This is a genomic window from Pseudomonas sp. GM41(2012), from assembly GCF_000282315.2.
Taxonomy (GTDB): domain Bacteria; phylum Pseudomonadota; class Gammaproteobacteria; order Pseudomonadales; family Pseudomonadaceae; genus Aquipseudomonas.
This window is the reverse complement of record NZ_AKJN02000006.1, coordinates 905,797-923,890: the sequence shown is the minus strand read 5'-3', so window position 1 is coordinate 923,890 and position 18,094 is coordinate 905,797. Positions and strand designations below refer to the sequence as shown.

The window sequence follows — 18,094 nt, the reverse complement described above, 5'->3', positions numbered from 1 at the left end:
ACTGAACTCAAGTGTGGGTAGTTTGGATAAATAGATTGACCGGGAAATCCCCCAGCCCGTCGCTGATGTTCAGCTCCCTTTGGTGTGTGACTGTTGTGCTTGAAAAAAGTCCCTTCAAATTTTCATCAGGGGCGGTGAACGGTAATTTGACCCGTGTATCGCCCCACAGCGGCGCGTCAATCAGGGGTTCGGCACTGTTTTTCAGCAGTTCGGCGCAGCGTATCGGCACGATCACGATGGCGCGTTTTCCTTCCAGCGAGCGCGCAAATGCGAGCACCCTGTGAGCCTGGCTGCCGACGACTTCAAGGGCTTGATACGTCCCTCGCCGAAACAGCTCGGTGTGCTCGAGCCGCAGGTTCAACACTTGAGCGATCAGCGCTTGTTTAATGCGCCCGTCCCGCCAGTCCACCAACAGTTCGGGCAGTGCCAATGGCGTCTGCATCGACTGCTGACGGCTGGCGTAATCCACCGGCCGGCGGTTGTCAGGATCGACCAGCGAGAAGTCCCAGTACTCGTTGCCCTGATAGAGGTCCGGTACCCCCGGCACGGTCATGCGCAGCAAGGTTTGCGCCAATCCGTTGAGTGCGCCGGGGACGGCGATGCTCTTGGCTGCTTTGCCGAGGGCAGCGCGTAGCAGTTCACCTTCGGGGCTCAGAAGCAGACGTTGCAGGAATTGGTGAACCGCGTGTTCGTAAGCCTCGTTCGGCGCGCTCCAGCTGCTTTGCAACTTGGCTTCGCGCAAGGCTTTCTGTTGCCACTGCCACACACGATGAGTGTAGTTCTCCAGCGCTGCTTGATCGTCACTGTGCAAATCGAGTGGCCAGCTGCCGAGGATCGCTTGATAGAGGATCAACTCATCGCCCGCCGTCGGCATTTGGTCGTCGTCGCGCAGGGGGCGGGCGAGGGCCTGCCAGACCGGCACTTGTTCGGCGTACCAGGCACTGCGCTCGCTCAGCACCGCCAGGCGCGCGCGGGTGTCTTCGCCGCGTTTGTGGTCGTGGGTCGCGGTGGCCAGCAAATTATCGGGGAACTCGTCGAGACGGTTGACGCAAGCCGCATGGAAATCGGTCACCGGCGCGCTGAACTGTTCGGTGCTGAAGCCCACGTCATTGCGCGACAGCAACGTCGCCGAGCGATAGAACGCGGTGTCTTCCACGGCCTTCGCCGCCGCCGGCGACGTCAGTTGCTGAAAACGCACACAGGCATGTTTGAGCATCTTGCGCGGCCGGCCCAACGGGCGTTTGCGCCATGATTCACCCCCCAGCCAGCGGGCCAGGCAATCGAGCACCGGCCAGTCGGCCTCGCCGAGGGTTTGCCTTGCACCGTCCATGGCTTGCTGGAAAAACACATCGTCTTCGGCCGAACGCCCACGGGGGCTGATGTAGGTGCGGTACACCGGGAAATGCACGATCAGTTCCTGCAACGCCCGACGAATCGCACCGAGGGTCAGGTCGCGGGTCATCAGGTCATCCCGGGCCACTTGCAACAGGGCCTGGGCGACGCTTTCGAAGTCTCCGGCGAGGGAGCCGTTGAGGATCTGCTGACGGGCCAGTTGCGCTTCCTGACGGAAATCGGCGGGCCGTTCGCTGTAACGATTCCACAGTTCGGCCAACGTGTCGGCGCCTTCGGGTGCGTGTTGCAGCAGCGACAGTTGATTCATGAACTCGTAACCCGTGGTGCCATCCACCGACCAGTCACGGTGCAGGGTTTCACCTTCGCCGAGGATCTTCTCGACGTAGATCGGCAGGTGCCGGTCCGGCGACAGGCTGTCGACCCGCCGCCGCAATTTTCGGCAGTAGCCCCGCGGATCGGCGAGACCGTCGATGTGGTCGATGCGCAGACCGTCAACCAGGCCTTCGGCCACCAGCTCGAAGATTTTCGCGTGGGTGGCTTCGAACACGGCGGGGCGTTCGACCCGCAGGCCGCCCAATTCATTGATATCGAAAAAACGCCGCCAGTTGATGTCATCTGCCGCCGTGCGCCAACTGGCCAGGCGATAGCTTTGGCGTTCAAGCAACAGGTGCAGGCGCTGGAAACCTTCGGCGGTGAGCGAGTCGTAAGCGCTGAGGTTTTGCTCGATGGCCTGCAGAATCGCCGGATCGCTGGCCAGTTCACGCAACTCTGTTTTCAGCGGCATCGCCAGGCTGTGGGCGTCGGTTTGGTAGCTCAAGGTGCTGAAACGGTCTGCCAGCGACTTGAGCGATTCAGCGCTCAGTGGGTCATCGGTCCTGAGCAGTTCGCCGTAATTCGTCGGGCAGATAGGGAAGTGATGCTCATAGTGCTCGACATAAAACGCGCCCTTTTGCGCATCGAAGCGCAGGGGCAGGGTGCCGTCCTGCAAGGCGATGCCGTAGTCGCTGCCGAGGAAGGGCAGCAACAACTGGCCTTCCATCAACGGGTCGGGCGAATGCCACTGGATATCGAAGAATTCGCCGTAAGGGCTCAGGCGTCCCCATTCCAGCAAATCCTGCCACCAGGGATTATCGCCACCGCCGACGGCCATGTGGTTGGAGACGATGTCGAGGATCAGCCCCATGTTCAGCTCGCGCAATGCGCTGACCAAACGCCGCAGCGCCGCTTCGCCGCCCAGCTCCGGGTTGACCGTGGTCGGGTCCACGACGTCGTAGCCATGCATGGAACCGGCACGGGCGCTCAGCAGCGGTGACGCATAGACGTGGCTGATGCCGAGGCTGGCGAAGTACGGCACCAGCGGCACCGCATCGTCCAGCGTGAAGTCTTTATGAAACTGCAACCGTAGGGTCGCCCGCAACGGTTGGATAAGCGTTTGCTTCATTGGTCACGCTCGGCCGCCTGAAGCCGCGCACAGGCAAGCAGTTCCAGGCGTCGGGCGGCGTCCGGGTCATCGAGCAAGGCTTCACTGTCGCCGGGCAGGCGTCGGGACCAGTTGGGGTGCGTGTCGGTGGTGCCGGGCAAGTTGGCCTGCTGCTCGATGCCCAGGGCATCTTCCAGCGGCAGCAACACCAGCGGCGCACGGGTATGACCGAGGAAACGTATCGCGGCATCGAGCACCTGATCGGTTTCATGGGACTCTTCGCGAAAGTTCTGCGGGTCCTCGCTCAACACCCGGCGCAGGCCTTCACGCTCGCGTTCGCGGTGGTGGCGCCATTCGATTTCACCCGGGGCGTTGACCAGGCCCAGTCGGGCGTTCCAGTCGATATCGCGGCCATGCCACCAGCCATTGAGCGTCGGCAGGTCATGGGTGCTGGTGGTCGCCAGTGCGTTGTCCGGCCAGTCGAGAATCGGTTTGAAGTGCGCGTTGTCCTGTTCGAACAGCAGCACGCGCATGCCGAGGATCGAGCGGGCGATGAGCTTTTCTCGCAGACCGTCAGCCACGGTGCCGAGGTCTTCACCGAGGACAATGGCCTGATGCCGATGGGACTCGAGGGTCAGCAAGCGCAGCAGGTCGTCCACCGGGTAATAGAGGTAGGCGCCGTCGGCGGGTGACGCGCCATTGGGGATCACCCACAGCCGTTGCAGGCCCATGACGTGATCGATGCGCAGGCCACCGGCGTGGGCAAAATTGGCGCGGAGCATTTCGATGAAGGCACGAAAGCCATTGCGCACCAGACCTTCGGGCGAGAACGCGGAAATCCCCCAGCCCTGACCGGTGCGGTTGAGAATGTCCGGTGGTGCACCCACGGTCAGCGAGGCGAGCAATTCGTCCTGACGACTCCAGGCCTGACTGCCACCGCCATCGGCACCCACCGCCAGATCGGCGATCAGGCCAACGCTCATGCCGGCGCTGCGGGCGGCGGTTTGTGCGCGTTCCAGGCAGCGTGTGATCAGCCATTGGCAGAAGGCGAAGAAGCCGATGCGCCCGGCGTTCTCTTCGGCGAATTCGGCCAGGGCCGCGCTGCGCGGGTTTTGCCATTGCTCGGGCCAATGCCGCCAGTCCAGACTTTCACCTTTGGCGGCGCGGGCTTCTTGAATGGCTTCAAAGCGGCAGTGGTTTTCCAGGGCTTCGCCAGCGGCGTGGCGGAAGCTGCTGAAGTCGGCATGCAACGGGTGTTCGCCCTGGACAAAGCCTTCGTACAACGCCTGCAACAGACGATGTTTGGCTTCGGCCGCCACCGGCCAATCAATCAACGGCGAAGCTTCAAGGTGTTTGAGCTCTGCCGCCAGGCCGGTTGCATCAATCGCGGTGCGCAATGCCCGATCACCGAGGATGGCGCCCGGTGCGGCGTACAGGCTGTTGAGAAACAAACGGCTGGAAGGCGAATACGGGCTGTAACGCTGGGTATCGCTGCCGAACATCGCATGCAGCGGACTGATCGCCAACGCCTCGGCACCGCGCTCGCCGGCCACCCGGGCCAGGTCTTCGAGTGCCTGGGTATCGCCGAAACCGCCATCACCCGGACGACGCAGCGAATACAGCTGCACGCTCAGGCCCCAGGCGCGCGGGATCGGGCTTTCGACGGCATCGCCGACGCTGTAGCAGCGCGTCGGTGCCACGGCCAGCGTAAATTCCTGTCCGTCGATGCTGACGTGTTGATAACCGACCGGGATCAGGCCAGGCAGTATCGCCTCGGCATCCAGTTTCAGGTTGAGTCGCGAGCCATCTTCAAGGTGGATCTCGCACGGTGTTTCGGGCTCAAAGTAATGCGCCAGGCTGAGGCCGACACCGAAGTCTGCGGTCAGCAGCGGCGGCAGGTGCCGGGTCTGTTGCACTTGCTGCAGTTCCTGCAGGCTGGCGTCGATTTCCTGAGCGCTGCCGGCCGGGTGGCCGAGTCCGATGAGGACGTTACGCAACACCGATGAAGCGACTTTCTGTGGGCGGCCGTTGGCGTCGATCCAGTCGACTGCCAGGCCTGCTCGGCTGGCCAGTATTTCCAGTTGCGCATCGCTCATTGGCGCTCTCCATCCGGGGGTAGCAAAGGGGCTGCGGCCATGAGGCTGACTAGCGCGCAATACGGGGCAAGCGTGCCCTGATCCAACAGGCCGGCTGACTGTGGCGGGTATTCGAACAACAACAATGAAGCGTCGGCCTGAGGGGTGTGGACCACAGGCGTGTCGCCGAGGTTCAGGTCAATGCGCAGCTGACTGCCATCGCCTAGGCGCCAGCGCGCCGTTACCGCGCCTGTGGCCAGCACCTCGGCGCCCAGTGCTTGCGCACCGGGCAGGCGGGGAATGATCTGCTGATGGCGGATCTGCAACAGTTGGCGATACAGGTCGTGCATGGCGGATTGTCGGGTTGATCTCAGCTCGGGGCGTGAAGCCTCAAAGGTCTGGCGCGCGTTGGGATCGGGAATTTGCTCGCGCTTGTGCGGATCAGCAAACGCGCTGAACGCTGCAAACTCGTTACGTCGTCCCTCGCGGACCAGCTCCGCGAGTTCACCGTGATGGCTGGTGAAGAACAGGAACGGTTGCTCGGCGGCGAACTCGTCGCCCATGAACATCAGCGGGATCATCGGTGACAACAGCAGTAATGCGGTGGCGGCCTTGAGCGCATCGGGGTTGGCCAATTGATGTAATCGTTCGCCCAAGGCGCGGTTACCGATCTGGTCGTGGTTTTGCAGAAACAACACGAAAGCACTCGGCGGCAAGTGACCGCTGGGTTCGCCACGGGTTGTACCGTGACGGGTTACGTGACCCTGAAACACAAAGCCCTGGCTCAGGCAGCGTGCCAGTTGCTCGGTGGGGTTTTGCGCGTAGTCGGCGTAATAGGCGTCGGTTTCGCCGGTCAGCAGCACGTGCAAAGCATTGTGGCCGTCATCGTTCCACTGCGCGTCGAAGCCTTCTTCGAGCAGGCTGGCCTGGTTGTGTTCGTTTTCAACGGTCAGCCACACATGCCTGGCCGGATCGATTTGCTGGCGAACCTTTTGCGCCAGTTCCCGAAGAAAGTCCGGGTCTTCGATGGCGTGCACCGCGTCCAGGCGCAAACCATCGAAGCGGTATTCCAGCAACCACATCAACGCATTGTCGATGAAGAAGTCCCGCACCTCGCGCCGCCGGAAGTCGATCGCCGCACCCCACGGGGTGTGCTTGTCCTCGCGGAAGAAGCCCTTGGCGTAGCGATGCAGGTAATTGCCGTCCGGGCCGAAGTGGTTGTAGACCACGTCGAGAATCACCGCCAGGCCATGACCGTGGGCGGTGTCGATCAGGTGTTTGAGTTGTTCGGGAGTGCCGTAGGAGGCTTGGGGTGCGTAGGGCAAAACCCCGTCGTAGCCCCAATTGCGATCACCGGGGAACTGCGCCAGCGGCATCAGTTCGATCGCGCTGATGCCCAGCTCCACGAGGCGTGCCAGGTGCTGCTCGACTTCGCTGAAGCCGCCGAGCGCACCGACGTGCAATTCGTAGATCACCGCCTCATTCCACGGCCGCCCGAGCCAGGCGCTGTGTTGCCATTGATAGGCAAGTGGATCGACCACCACGCTGTGGCGGTCGATATCACCGGCCTGCGCGCGGGAGGCCGGGTCGGGCACCTCCAGCTCGCCGTCGATGTTGTAGCGGTAACGTGTGCCAGCGGGGCAGCGGGTATTGATCACGAACCAGCCATCTGCCTGGGGCAGGAGTGGCAAGGACTGTCCATCTTCCAGTTCGACACTGACGTAAAACGCATCTGGCGCCCACAAGGCAAAACGCGTGTGTTCTGCGTCCAGCATGATTGCGCCGTGGGGCCAGGTCTCAAGGGTCCGTAACGGCATCTTTGAAAACCTCTTAATGTTTGCCCGATTTGCCCAGCGCCTTGGTCACCAGTTTTTCGTAGAGTTCGGCGTAAGGTTCGACCGCCTTGCACCAGTTGAAAGGCGCGGCCATGGCCCGGCAGCGCATGGCATTGAGCAGGTCGGGGAAGGCAAAAACCTTGAAGGCCCGGCTCAGGGCTTCCTCGTAACTCTCGGCCGTGGATTCGTCGAACAGGAAACCGGTCACGCCGTTTTCAATGGTGTCGGCCAAACCCCCGGTGTTGCGCGCCACCGGCAACGAACCGAAGCGCTGGGCGTACATCTGGCTCAGTCCGCAAGGCTCATAACGCGAAGGCATCAGCAGGAAATCACTGCCGGCGAACATGCGACGGGCATCGGTTTCGTTGAAACCGATGCGCACGCCGATCTGGCCTGGAAAACGCAGGGCCAGTTCACGCATGGCTTGTTCTTCTTCCGGCTCGCCACGACCGATGATCGCGATCTGCCCGCCAGATTTGACGATGTACTCGGAGACGGCTTCGGTCAGGTCCAGGCCTTTCTGATAGACCAATCGCGAAACCACGGCGAACAGCGGACCTTCGGAGTCTTCCAGGCCGAACAGCTCACGCACGTGGGCGGCGTTGACCGCTTTGCCTTCCCAATCGCCAATTTTGAAGGGGCAGAACAGGTGCGGGTCGGTCGCCGCGTCCCAGCTTTCATCGATGCCATTGGGAATGCCACTGAGCAGACCTTGCTGGGTCTTGGCGGCAAGAAAACCGTCGAGACCGCAGCCGAAGGCCGGGGTGGTAATTTCCTGGGCATAGGTGGCGCTGACGGTGGTGATGTGGCTCGAATAGGCCATGCCGGCCTTGAGGAACGACATCTTGCCGTAGAACTCCATGCCTTCCTGTTGCAAGGCATGCATGGGAATACCCAGTTCCGGGCACGACCCAAGACTGGTCACGCCCTGGTAGGCGAGGTTATGAATGGTGAACAGCGTCGGGGTGCGCTGTCCACGCCAGTGCATGTAAGCGGGTGCCAGACCGGCAGGCCAGTCATGGGCGTGCACCAGGTCCGGGCACCAGTGGATTTGTGCAAGATTGGCGGCGATATCGGCGGCTGCCAGGCCCAGACGGGCGAAACGAATGTGGTTGTCCGGCCAGTCGCGGCCGTTGTTGGCGCCATAAGGCGAACCCTCGCGCTCGTAGAGTTCGGGGCAGATCAATACGTAAATGACCAGGCCGTCGGGCATGTCCATGCGCCCGATCTTGCAGGGAGGCAACGCGGCGTGACCACCGAGCTCACCAATGATATGAATCGGGTTTTCGCTGTGCAGCACTTGCGGGTAACCGGGGATCAACACTCGCACATCGTGCAAATGCGCCATGGCTCGCGGCAGCGCTGCGGAAACGTCGCCCAGACCACCGGTTTTCACCAGATCGGCGATCTCCGAGGTGACGAACAACACTTTCTTCTTGTTGGGATTCTGACTGGCCACCGGTGCCAGCGTCTTGGTGCCGGGGACGCTGATCGATTGGTGACTATGGGCGCTCACGGCGCTCGTTTCGCCGACCTGCTGATGAGCACGTTCTCCCTGAATATCTAAAGCCGCACTGATCATATGAATCTCCCGTGTTGTTGATCTAATTCTTAGGTCTGGCACAAACGGTATTTCGTGGCCAATTCCTGTGGCCGGGCGCAAACGCGCTACGCATCGGTGAGCAAGCGCTGCCAATGCGATGAAGCAGAATGGCTGTTGAGATCGTTGCAAGGATTGCACCAGTCGCAACGCACCTCCTTTTTAGCTGACCCGTCACGACCGGCAAAAGTTTCGACTTTCTTTCCGCTTTGTGACCGGTCGGTTTTGCCCCGCGGAACTGAGTCTAGGCCAGAACTTAGAGCGGGGAAGGCCATATGGCAAAATTGTTCGACAATCGGTTTAAAGAGGTACGGACGTACCGCTTGGAGGGGGAAACGCACCGACGAAGGGCATGTTTTTTTAACTTTTTGCCTCAAAAAAAAGTCGCGATGTCACATGAATGTGCGAAGCGCGGCAATGCTTGCGCACCGTTGTGGTGCGCGGCGACCAGTCCCGTCTTTGGCCGAACCGCTGCCTTACAGCCGGCCATGTTGCCTTGTTATAGTCCGGGCCTCATTTTCTGCCCGGTAAAAGGATCACTGCCATGTCTCAGTACACTGCGTTCACCGTCGAACTGGCCGATAAAATCGCCCATGTGCAGATCAACCGGCCGGAAAAGATCAATTCGATGAATGCCGCGTTCTGGAGCGAGATCATCGAGATTTTCCAGTGGATCGACGACACCGACGAAGTCCGGGTGGTGGTCCTCAGTGGTGCGGGCAAGCATTTTTCTTCCGGCATCGACCTGATGATGCTGGCCGGCGTGGCCAATGAACTGGGCAAGGACGTGGGGCGCAACGCGCGCCTGCTGCGCCGCAAGATCCTCGCCCTGCAAGCGTCTTTCAATGCCGTCGACAATTGCCGCAAGCCGGTACTGGCGGCGGTTCAGGGTTATTGCCTGGGCGGTGCCATTGATTTGATTGCGGCTTGCGACATGCGTTACGCCGCCGAAGACGCACAATTCTCGATCAAGGAAATCGACATCGGCATGGCCGCCGACGTTGGCACTTTGCAACGCTTGCCGCGGATCATTGGTGACGGCATGCTGCGTGAACTGGCTTACACTGGTCGCTCGTTCGGTGCCGAGGAAGCGCGTGGCATGGGCCTGGTCAATCGCGTTTACAGCGACACCGCCAGCCTGCTCGACGGAGTCATGGGCATAGCCCGCGAGATCGCCAGCAAGTCGCCGATTGCGATCACCGGCACCAAAGAGATGATCAGCTACATGCGCGACCATCGCATCGATGACGGCCTCGAATACGTCGCTACCTGGAACGCCGCCATGTTGCAATCCACCGATCTGCGCGTGGCCATGGCCGCCCATATGAGCAAACAGAAACCCGAATTTCTGGACTGATTAAAAATGACTTCACGCTGGACCACTGCAGTACTGGACACCGACCAACCCGGCGGCTGGGCCGTGGCGCGTAGCCCCGAAGGCTTTCTGTTCGATGACAATGGCGCGCTGTTCCCTCGCGAATGGCTCAAACGCCAGGACCTGTCGATCCTCGCCGAACATGGCATCGGTCACCTGGACGGCGAACCGGTCTATTTACTGGAGCTGCGCAGTCACAGCGAGGTGCCGGGCTGCAACTGGAAAGGCCTGCGGGCGTTCATGCTCGAAGGCGACCATACGGTTTACAAGATGCTCGGTTATGCCGCGCAAATCGGCACTTGGGCCCGCGAACACCGCTTTTGCGGTAACTGCGGACAGGCGATGACCCAAGTGACCCGGGAACGGGCGATGTATTGCGAGCCGTGTGATTTACGCAGCTACCCGCGCATTTCACCGAGCATGATCGTACTGGTGACCCGGGGCGATGAAGTCCTGCTGGCGCGTTCGCCGCGCTTTGTCACCGGGGTCTACAGCACACTGGCAGGGTTTGCCGAACCGGGTGAATCGGCCGAAGACTGCCTGATTCGTGAAGTCCGCGAAGAAGTGCAGATCGAGGTCAAGAACATCCAGTACATGGGCAGCCAGTGCTGGCCGTTCCCGCATTCGATGATGCTGGGTTTCCATGCCGAATACGCTGGCGGCGAGATCGTGTGTCAGGAAGACGAGATCGAGGACGCCCAGTGGTTCAACGTTCATGAGCTGCCGCCGTTGCCGGCGTCACGCTCGATTGCCCGTTACCTGATCGACGTCTATGTGGCGCGGCGCTTAGGCCACGCTGAACCAGTGTTGCCAGGCTAACCGCACGGTCAAGCCGAGTACCACGGTGATGAACACCGGGCGGATGAACTTCGCACCGCCACTGATGGCGGTGCGAGCCCCGAAGAACGCCCCGACCATCACCGACAGGCCCATGCTCAGGCCGATGATCCAGTCCACTTGCCCCGAAAACACGAACACCGACAGTGCCGCAATGTTGCTGACGAAGTTCATGCTGCGCGCCACGCCGCTGGCCTTCACCAGGTCGATGGGGTACATCAGCATCGTGCTGACGGTCCAGAACGCGCCCGTGCCGGGACCGGCCACGCCGTCGTAAAAACCAAGGCCGAAGCCTTGGGTCGATTGCCACTTTTTCTTGATCGGTGCGTCGCTGTCCAGCGGCGCTTTCGGCGTGCCACCAAACAACAGATAGACGCCGCAGGCGAAAACGATCACCGGGAGCATCTTGTTCAGCCATTCCGCCGGCAAGTAGTGAGCGACCACGGCACCGGTCAGCGCGCCCACCAGCGTGCCGACAATGGCGTGCATCCACTGCCTTGGATGGAACAGCTTGCGTCGGTAGAAGGTGAAACTGGCGGTGGCCGAGCCGAACGTCGAACTGAGTTTGTTGGTGCCCAGCACCAGATGCGGTGGCAGGCCAGCAGTCAGCAGCGCCGGAGTGGTCAACAGACCACCACCGCCGGCAATGGCGTCGATGAAACCGGCAATGAAAGCAACGAGGGCCAGAATGGCCAGGGTGGTGAGGTCAACACTGAGTTCGAAAGGCATGGAATCGGCTTATTCGGCGGGGTGCAGGACGGGGCTGCGGGGAAGGGCCGATATCTTACCTATATCCAACTTCTGCGGCGACCGCTCTGGCCCTTTCGCGGGCAAGCCTCGCTCCTACAGAGATACGCGATTCCTGTAGGAGCGAGGCTTGCCCGCGAAGGCGTCCTCCCAGGCGCTACATCACTTTGGCTGCGGCCCATTGCCGATCTGCCACACAAACGGCGGCTCGGTCCCGTTGATCGCCCAATCCCCGACAATCCGTGCCTTGTAGATCACCGGATTGTGCGACGACACCGTCCGCGCATTGCGCCAGTGCCGGTCCAGCGATTTACCCACCCGGGTATCCGAAGCCCCCAGTGCATTGAACAGTTGTGTGGTCGCTCGCTGGATCAACTCCGACACCACCACCTGAGCCTTGGCCGATTCGATTTCCGCCGCGACATTCGCTTCTTGTTCCAAGGCTTCATCACCCGAGAAGCGCGCCAGATAAGCCCGCTGCGCCGGTTGTGCAGCCCTCAAGGCGCTGGCCTCGGCCGCATACACCAGTGCCGCAATCTCACCGACCACTTGCTGCACCTGCGAATCCTGGCTGACATGCTGCGCATTGCCATGGCTGTAGATGCGCTTTCGTTCGCGCACCTGGTGAGCCACATCGCGCAACGCCGCACGACCGATCCCGGCCAGGGTCGCCAGCAGCACCAACTGATAAAACGCGGTCTGGTATTTGAAGCGGGTGGCGAAGTCGATGATGTTCTCGGCCTCCACGTCGGCATCGATAAACCGTGAGGTACCACTGCCTGTGGTGCGCTGGCCGAAGCCGTCCCAGTCGTCGCTCTGCACGATGCCCGGCTGGCGGGTCCGGACCGCAGCAATCACATCGCCGCCGGTGTCGCTGCGTTGCGCGTACACGTCGATCCAGTCGGAAAACAGGCTGCCGGTGCTGTAGAACTTCTCGCCGTTGAGCCTCCATTGGTCACCGTGAGGCGAAACTTTGGTGATGACGTCGCCAATCGCCACGCTGCCGATTTCGGTCCATGCATTGCCGGCGATATCACCGTCGACGAAGCGTTTGAACCACAGATCCCGGGCCGGCCCAGGTGGCGAGTTCAAGCGATCCTCGGCGAATGCGAAATGCCCGCGCAAGGCCTGAGGCACGTTCGAATCGGCTTCGGCCAATTCGATCAGCAGCTCGAACAGTTGTGGCAGGGAGGCACCGCCACCGCCGTATTCAACCGGCACCCGTACGGCGCCGAATCCGGCTTCCTTGAGCCATTGAATCGGTTCGTAAGGCAGGCTGCGGGTTTGTTCTCGTTCAACGGCACCGGCGGCGATGCGTTGGAAAATCGGCCGGAACCTTGCGGCCAGCGCTTCATAGTCGGTGCCAATGGACAGTGGATTGATTACCTGGTGTTCGGTCATGGGACAGCTCCTTGGGTCGGCAGTGGATGCGACTGGGGATTGCACGGTCCATGCCGGGTAGAGGTAGCCAGGATTTGCTGGGGAGTGTGATTTTCGATGAGGCCTGAACTGTTGCTGTAGCAACAACAAAGCAGCAAATTGACCCGACGCACCGCAAATCACTGTGGGAGCGAGCCTGCTCGCGAAAGCGGTGGGTCAGTCAACATAGATGTTGAACTTCATGGCCCCTTCGCGAGCAGGCTCGCTCCCACAGGGTTCTCACCAGGCTTAAGACAGGCGAACCGCAAGCCACGCTTCAGCGCTGGCACGGTTGCTGCTCTCACCCAAGACTTCCCTGAAATCCGAGGACATGCCAATGAGTCAGCAAGCCGTAAAATTTGCCTACTGGGTACCGAACGTCAGCGGCGGGCTGGTGGTCAGCAAGATCGAGCAACGCACCCACTGGGGCATCGACTACAACCGCAAACTGGCGCAACTGGCCGAAGAGGCGGGGTTCGAATACGCCCTGACGCAGATCCGCTTCACCGCCGGTTACGGCGCCGAGTACCAGCACGAATCGGTCGCCTTCAGCCACGCGCTACTGGCCGCCACCACCAAACTGAAAGTGATCGCCGCGATCCTGCCCGGCCCTTGGCAACCGGCGCTGGCGGCCAAGCAATTGGCAACCATCGACCAGCTGACTAATGGCCGGGTGGCGGTGAACATTGTCAGTGGCTGGTTCAAGGGTGAATTCCAGGCGATTGGCGAACACTGGCTGGAACACGACGAGCGTTATCGCCGCTCCGAAGAATTCATCCGCTCGCTGAAGGGCATCTGGAGCCAGGACAACTTTACCTTTCGCGGCGACTTCTATCGCTTCGACAACTACAGCCTCAAACCGAAACCGCTGGGTCAGCCGGAAATCTTCCAGGGTGGCAGTTCCCGCGCAGCTCGGGACATGGCAGCAAGGGTGTCGGACTGGTACTTCACCAACGGCAACACCCCGGAAGGCATCAAGGCCCAGGTCGATGACATCCGCGCCAAGGCGGCGGCGAACAATCATTCGGTGAAAGTCGGCGTGAACGCGTTTGTCATTGCCCGCGACACCGAAGAAGAAGCGCGAGCCGTGCTGGCGCAAATCATCGATCAGGCGGACCCCGAGGCGGTGAATGCGTTTGGTGATGCGGCGAAACAGGCGGGCAGAGCGTCACCTGAGGGCGAGGGCAACTGGGCCAAGTCGACGTTCGAGGACCTGGTGCAGTACAACGACGGTTTCAAGACCAACCTGATCGGTACGCCGCAGCAGATTGCCGAGCGGATCGTTGCGCTGAAAGCGGTGGGCGTGGATCTGGTGTTGGCGGGGTTTCTACACTTCCAGGAAGAAGTGGAGTATTTCGGCAAGCGGGTGTTGCCGTTGGTGCGTGAGCTGGAAGCTAAAGCGCTGGTGAAACCGCAAACCGCGGTCGCCTGAACACCACAAACCCCTGTAGGAGCTGTCGAGTGAAACGAGGCTGCGATCTTTTGATCTTAAAAATCAAAGTCAAAAGATCGCAGCCTCGTTTCACTCGACAGCTCCTACAGGGGATCAGTGTTTACAGGCCCAGGTCGGACAAGCCTGGGTGATCATCCGGCCGACGCCCCAGCGGCCAGTGGAACTTGCGGTCGCTTTCCTTGATCGGCATGTCGTTGATGCAGGCAAACCGATTGGCCATCAAACCGTTCTCGTCGAACTCCCAGTTTTCGTTGCCATACGAGCGGAACCAGTTGCCCGAGTCGTCGTGCCATTCATAGGCATAACGCACGGCGATGCGGTTGCCGGTAAAGGCCCAAAGTTCTTTAATCAGGCGGTAATCCAGTTCCTTGGCCCATTTGCGCGTCAGGAAACCTTTGGCTTCTTCGCGGTTGTAGGCGAACTCGGCACGGTTACGCCATTTGGTGTCCAGGGTGTAGGCCAGCGACACGCGCTCCGGATCGCGGGAGTTCCAGCCGTCTTCGGCCAGACGTACTTTTTCGATGGCCGATTCACGGGTGAATGGCGGCAATGGCGGACGAACTTCGGCATTAGACATTAATAGTCTCCCTATCAAAGTAAAGTTCTAGCAAGTTGTCGGGCTTGGTTAAAGTGTTACAGGTCCAATAACTTTCGCGCCATGCATTGCGCATTATCGGCGGCACTGTGATCACCCATGACAAGCGCCACGGTAATGGCACCGTCGATCAGGATCAGCAGCTGTTTGGCCAGCGTCTCCGGGTCTGTGGCGCCATGTTCGGTGCAGAGCTCGCGCACGTAGTCGAGCAGCTTCTGTTTGTGGTCTTTGGCAACCAGGCGAACCGGGTCTTGCGGGTCGCCGGTTTCGCCGCTGGTGTTAATGAATGCACAGCCACGGAAGCCTTCGGAGGCGAACCAGGCCTTGAGTACGGTAAACAGGTTAAGCAGGCGGTCGGCCGGCGTTTCGGCCTGGTCGACTTCGCTTCTGTACCAGTGCATCCAGCGCACATCGCGGCGTTGCAGGGCCGCGACGGTGAGCTCCTCCTTGTTGGCGAAGTAGCGGTAAATACTCTTTCTGGAGACGCCGGCGGTTTTCACCAGAAGATCCATCCCGGTGGCAGCGATGCCACTTTTGTAGATCAACTTTTCGGTGACATCCAGAATGATGTCGCGTGTGTCGTTGCTGGTTATTTCGTTCATGTGGCGAACAGTAGAACGATCGTTCTCCTTGGTCAAGCGGATATTTTCGTCGCCTCCAAAATTGCTATCGCGAGCAGGCTCGCTCCCACATTTGAAATGCGTTCCCCTGTGGGAGTGAGCCTGCTCGCGATGGGGCCATTACAGTCAGTAACAAGACCCGAACCAATCCATGGTGTAAGCTCTCGGGTTCTTCGGATTCGACCTTTTTGCGAGCCCTATGCCGTCGCTTTTCAAACGCTCTCTGCTGCCCAAACTGCGCAGTTTTCCGCTGACCGCCGATGCCGTCACCATTCTTTCCGGCGCTGCTGAGTTTCGCCGCTGCCTGCTGGAAAAAATCGCCAGCGCCACCCGGCGCATTTATATCGTCGCGCTCTATCTGCAACAGGATGAAGCCGGCCAGGAAATTCTCGATGCCTTGCACGCGGCCAAACTGGCGCGTCCGGAACTGGACGTGGTGGTGGTGGTTGACTGGCTGCGCGCCCAGCGCGGCTTGATCGGCGCCGGCAAGCAGCCGGGCAACTCGGCCTGGTATCAGGAAACCACCCGCACTCATGCCAGTGAAGTGCCGGTGTATGGCGTTCCCGTGCAAACCCGAGAACTGTTCGGCGTGCTGCATTTGAAAGGCTTCGTGATCGACGATTGCGTGATCTACAGCGGCGCGAGCCTGAACAACGTTTACCTGCACAAATTCGACAAGTACCGCTACGACCGTTATCACCTGCTGCAGAACAGCACCCTGGCCGATTCGATGCAGCACCTGGTCCAGCACGGTCTGATTGCCTCCAAAGCGGTGCATCGTCTCGATTTGCCGAACCTGCCGACCACCCGCAGCCTGCGCAACGACATCGGCGACCTGCGCAGCCGCCTCAAGCACGCGGCGTACGACACCACGACAGGCACCACGGAAAGGAGTGGTTTGTCGGTCAGCCCATTGCTCGGTGTCGGCAAGAACAACCCGTTGAGCCGAGTGATTTGCGAATTGATCGCCAGCGCTCAGCATCACCTGACCATCTGCACACCCTACTTCAACCTGCCGCTGCCCGTGACCCGGGAAGTCAATCGGGCACTGGCGCGGGGCGTGAAGATCGACATCATTGTCGGCGACAAGACGGCCAGCGACTTCTACATCCCGCCGAGCGAGCCGTTCAAGGTGATTTCGGCGCTGCCGTACCTTTACGAGATCAGCCTGCGACGCTTCGCCAAGCGTCATCATCGCAGCGTCGACAGCGGCCAGTTGAACCTGCATCTGTGGCGTGACGGCGACAACACCTACCACCTCAAGGGCATGTGGATCGACCAGCGTTACACCTTGCTGACCGGCAACAACCTCAACCCGCGGGCGTTCCGTCTCGATCTGGAAAACGCCTTGCTGATTGATGATCCGAAAGGCGAGTTGTTGGAGCCGCGCCGTAAAGAGCTGGCGGAGATTTTCGAGAACACCCGCCGCATCGAGCGTTACCAGGAACTGGAAACGCTGCTGGAATACCCGGCGGGGGTGGCCAAGTTTCTCAAGCGCGTGAGTCGGGTGCGGATCGAGCGGTTGTTGTACCGGATTCTGTAGCACGTCGGGGCAAATGTGCTGCCCTTAAAAACGCCTTCGCGAGCAGGCTCGCTCCCACAGGGGTTCTGCGTCAGGGCGACGGCTGCGCTAATATGCCCACCACTTCAAACAAGAACAGGGCTTAGCTCGGTCAATGTCGGAAAAAGACACCATCTCCATTCAACTGGTGCGTGAAGCGCTGTTGCAAAGCTGCGCCCCGGGAGTCGCTACCGAAGAGGTGTTGAACAAGGTCGGCATCGATCCGGCACTGCTCGACAGCAGCGATGCCCGCGTCCCGGCCACCGCTTATGCGCGCCTGTGGCGTTTACTGGCACGACGTGGGGACGATGAGTTTTTTGGCATGGACCCGCGCAAGCTCAAATCCGGTAGCCTGGAATTTCTCTGTCGCTGCTCCATGGTCCAGCCGAGCCTGGCCGCCGGCCTGACCTCCGGTTTGAGCTTTTTGTCGTTAATGCTCGAACACCTGCCTGCGCAACTGGTTCGTCAGCAAAGCCTGGCGGAAATCGTCCTGCTCGAAGACGACCAGGACCCGCGCCGCGCCTTCACGTATTTCACTTACTGGATGATCGTTCACGGCGTCGCCTGCTGGCTGGCGGGGCGGCGGATTCCGATCCTGGCCATCGAGTTGCGCTGCCCGCAGCCTGACTTCTGCGATGACTATCAGGTGATGTTCTCCGAGAACCTGCGTTTCGACCGGCCGCGCACGCGGATGATTTTCTCCGCCGAATGCCTGGACTTGCCGATCAAGCGCAGCCCGGAAGAACTCAAGCGTTTCCTGGCCCATGCGCCGGCCAATATTCTGGTCAAGTACCGCGACCCGGAGAGCCTGGCCAGCCGGATCAAGCACGATTTGCGGCAACTGCCCGCCGAACACTGGCCGGAAACCGAACCCTTGGCGCAACAGCTGTGCATGTCGGCTTCAACCCTGCGTCGACGCCTGGCCGAAGAGGGGCAGACTTACCAGGGGCTCAAGGACAGCGTGCGCAAGGAGTTGGCGATTGTCTGGCTGGCAGAACCGACCATCAGCTTTGCCGAGATCGCCACGCGTTTGGGCTTTGCCGATACCAGCTCGTTCTACAAGGCGTTTCGCAAGTGGTCGGGGTCAAATCCGGGGCATTACCGCAGCCTGATCCTCAACGAAGCCAGCTAGGCACCGATCGACGCCATCGCGGGCAAGCCTTGCTCCTACAGGGCGATGGCCAGCCTCAAAATGGTGTGAATG

General features: G+C 60.6%; 13 protein-coding genes. 5 read left to right on the top strand and 8 right to left on the bottom strand.

Features of this window, described 5'->3' with window-relative positions; genetic code table 11:
* Positions 1-7 precede the first annotated feature (7 nt).
* From PMI27_RS21615 to glgA, 4 genes are read right to left on the bottom strand one after another with little or no spacing between them, the layout of a single operon-like run.
* A complete protein-coding gene (locus PMI27_RS21615) occupies positions 8-2,794 on the bottom strand; it encodes a malto-oligosyltrehalose synthase (RefSeq protein ID WP_008154346.1) in 2,787 nt (928 codons plus the stop codon).
* A complete protein-coding gene (gene malQ / locus PMI27_RS21620) occupies positions 2,791-4,869 on the bottom strand; it encodes a 4-alpha-glucanotransferase (RefSeq protein WP_008154343.1) in 2,079 nt (692 codons plus the stop codon). The genes PMI27_RS21615 and malQ overlap by 4 nt, the downstream gene beginning before the upstream one ends.
* Positions 4,866-6,665, bottom strand: coding sequence for a malto-oligosyltrehalose trehalohydrolase (gene treZ, locus PMI27_RS21625; protein WP_008154341.1), 1,800 nt, complete (start codon positions 6,663-6,665; stop codon positions 4,866-4,868). The genes malQ and treZ overlap by 4 nt, the downstream gene beginning before the upstream one ends.
* 13 nt (positions 6,666-6,678) lie before the next feature.
* The gene (gene glgA / locus PMI27_RS21630; protein ID WP_008154339.1) at positions 6,679-8,265 is read right to left on the bottom strand and encodes a glycogen synthase GlgA; all 1,587 of its coding nucleotides are present in this window, start codon (positions 8,263-8,265) and stop codon (positions 6,679-6,681) included.
* 562 nt (positions 8,266-8,827) lie between these two features.
* Between glgA and PMI27_RS21635 the strand changes: the two genes are divergently transcribed.
* A complete protein-coding gene (locus PMI27_RS21635) occupies positions 8,828-9,640 on the top strand; it encodes a crotonase/enoyl-CoA hydratase family protein (protein WP_024164543.1) in 813 nt (270 codons plus the stop codon).
* Positions 9,641-9,646: 6 nt separating this feature from the next.
* Entirely contained in the window at positions 9,647-10,477 is an 831-nt protein-coding gene (gene nudC / locus PMI27_RS21640; RefSeq protein ID WP_008152717.1) for an NAD(+) diphosphatase, read from the top strand.
* Here nudC and PMI27_RS21645 read toward each other — a convergent pair.
* Entirely contained in the window at positions 10,445-11,224 is a 780-nt protein-coding gene (locus PMI27_RS21645; RefSeq protein WP_008152714.1) for a TSUP family transporter, read from the bottom strand. The genes nudC and PMI27_RS21645 overlap by 33 nt on opposite strands.
* Positions 11,225-11,404: 180 nt before the next feature.
* Entirely contained in the window at positions 11,405-12,643 is a 1,239-nt protein-coding gene (locus PMI27_RS21650; protein WP_008152712.1) for an acyl-CoA dehydrogenase family protein, read from the bottom strand.
* Positions 12,644-12,998: 355 nt separating this feature from the next.
* Here PMI27_RS21650 and sfnG point away from each other — a divergent pair, with 355 nt between their 5' ends.
* Entirely contained in the window at positions 12,999-14,093 is a 1,095-nt protein-coding gene (sfnG, locus tag PMI27_RS21655) for a dimethylsulfone monooxygenase SfnG (protein WP_008152710.1), read from the top strand.
* 121 nt (positions 14,094-14,214) lie between these two features.
* On the opposite strand, the gene PMI27_RS21660 is transcribed toward sfnG, so the two are convergent.
* Positions 14,215-14,691 (bottom strand): nuclear transport factor 2 family protein, encoded by a 477-nt coding sequence (locus tag PMI27_RS21660; protein ID WP_008152708.1) that lies wholly within the window; start codon positions 14,689-14,691, stop codon positions 14,215-14,217.
* 56 nt (positions 14,692-14,747) lie between these two features.
* Entirely contained in the window at positions 14,748-15,311 is a 564-nt protein-coding gene (locus tag PMI27_RS21665; RefSeq protein ID WP_008152706.1) for a TetR/AcrR family transcriptional regulator, read from the bottom strand.
* Positions 15,312-15,528: 217 nt separating this feature from the next.
* On the opposite strand from PMI27_RS21665, the gene pssA reads away from it, so the two are divergent.
* Both pssA and PMI27_RS21675 read left to right on the top strand, forming a co-directional pair.
* Positions 15,529-16,872: a CDP-diacylglycerol--serine O-phosphatidyltransferase gene (gene pssA / locus PMI27_RS21670; protein WP_008152704.1), complete on the top strand. Its 1,344-nt coding sequence runs from the start codon at positions 15,529-15,531 to the stop codon at positions 16,870-16,872.
* Between the two features lie 133 nt (positions 16,873-17,005).
* Positions 17,006-18,022: an AraC family transcriptional regulator gene (locus tag PMI27_RS21675; protein ID WP_008152702.1), complete on the top strand. Its 1,017-nt coding sequence runs from the start codon at positions 17,006-17,008 to the stop codon at positions 18,020-18,022.
* Positions 18,023-18,094: the final 72 nt, after the last annotated feature.

Coding starts and splice junctions, on each gene's coding strand:
- PMI27_RS21615 (WP_008154346.1), bottom strand. CDS start 2,794: ATGAAGCAAACGCTTATCCAACCGTTGCGGGCGACCCTACGGTTGCAG.
- malQ (WP_008154343.1), bottom strand. CDS start 4,869: ATGAGCGATGCGCAACTGGAAATACTGGCCAGCCGAGCAGGCCTGGCA.
- treZ (WP_008154341.1), bottom strand. CDS start 6,665: ATGCCGTTACGGACCCTTGAGACCTGGCCCCACGGCGCAATCATGCTG.
- glgA (WP_008154339.1), bottom strand. CDS start 8,265: ATGATCAGTGCGGCTTTAGATATTCAGGGAGAACGTGCTCATCAGCAG.
- PMI27_RS21635 (WP_024164543.1), top strand. CDS start 8,828: ATGTCTCAGTACACTGCGTTCACCGTCGAACTGGCCGATAAAATCGCC.
- nudC (WP_008152717.1), top strand. CDS start 9,647: ATGACTTCACGCTGGACCACTGCAGTACTGGACACCGACCAACCCGGC.
- PMI27_RS21645 (WP_008152714.1), bottom strand. CDS start 11,224: ATGCCTTTCGAACTCAGTGTTGACCTCACCACCCTGGCCATTCTGGCC.
- PMI27_RS21650 (WP_008152712.1), bottom strand. CDS start 12,643: ATGACCGAACACCAGGTAATCAATCCACTGTCCATTGGCACCGACTAT.
- sfnG (WP_008152710.1), top strand. CDS start 12,999: ATGAGTCAGCAAGCCGTAAAATTTGCCTACTGGGTACCGAACGTCAGC.
- PMI27_RS21660 (WP_008152708.1), bottom strand. CDS start 14,691: ATGTCTAATGCCGAAGTTCGTCCGCCATTGCCGCCATTCACCCGTGAA.
- PMI27_RS21665 (WP_008152706.1), bottom strand. CDS start 15,311: ATGAACGAAATAACCAGCAACGACACACGCGACATCATTCTGGATGTC.
- pssA (WP_008152704.1), top strand. CDS start 15,529: ATGCCGTCGCTTTTCAAACGCTCTCTGCTGCCCAAACTGCGCAGTTTT.
- PMI27_RS21675 (WP_008152702.1), top strand. CDS start 17,006: ATGTCGGAAAAAGACACCATCTCCATTCAACTGGTGCGTGAAGCGCTG.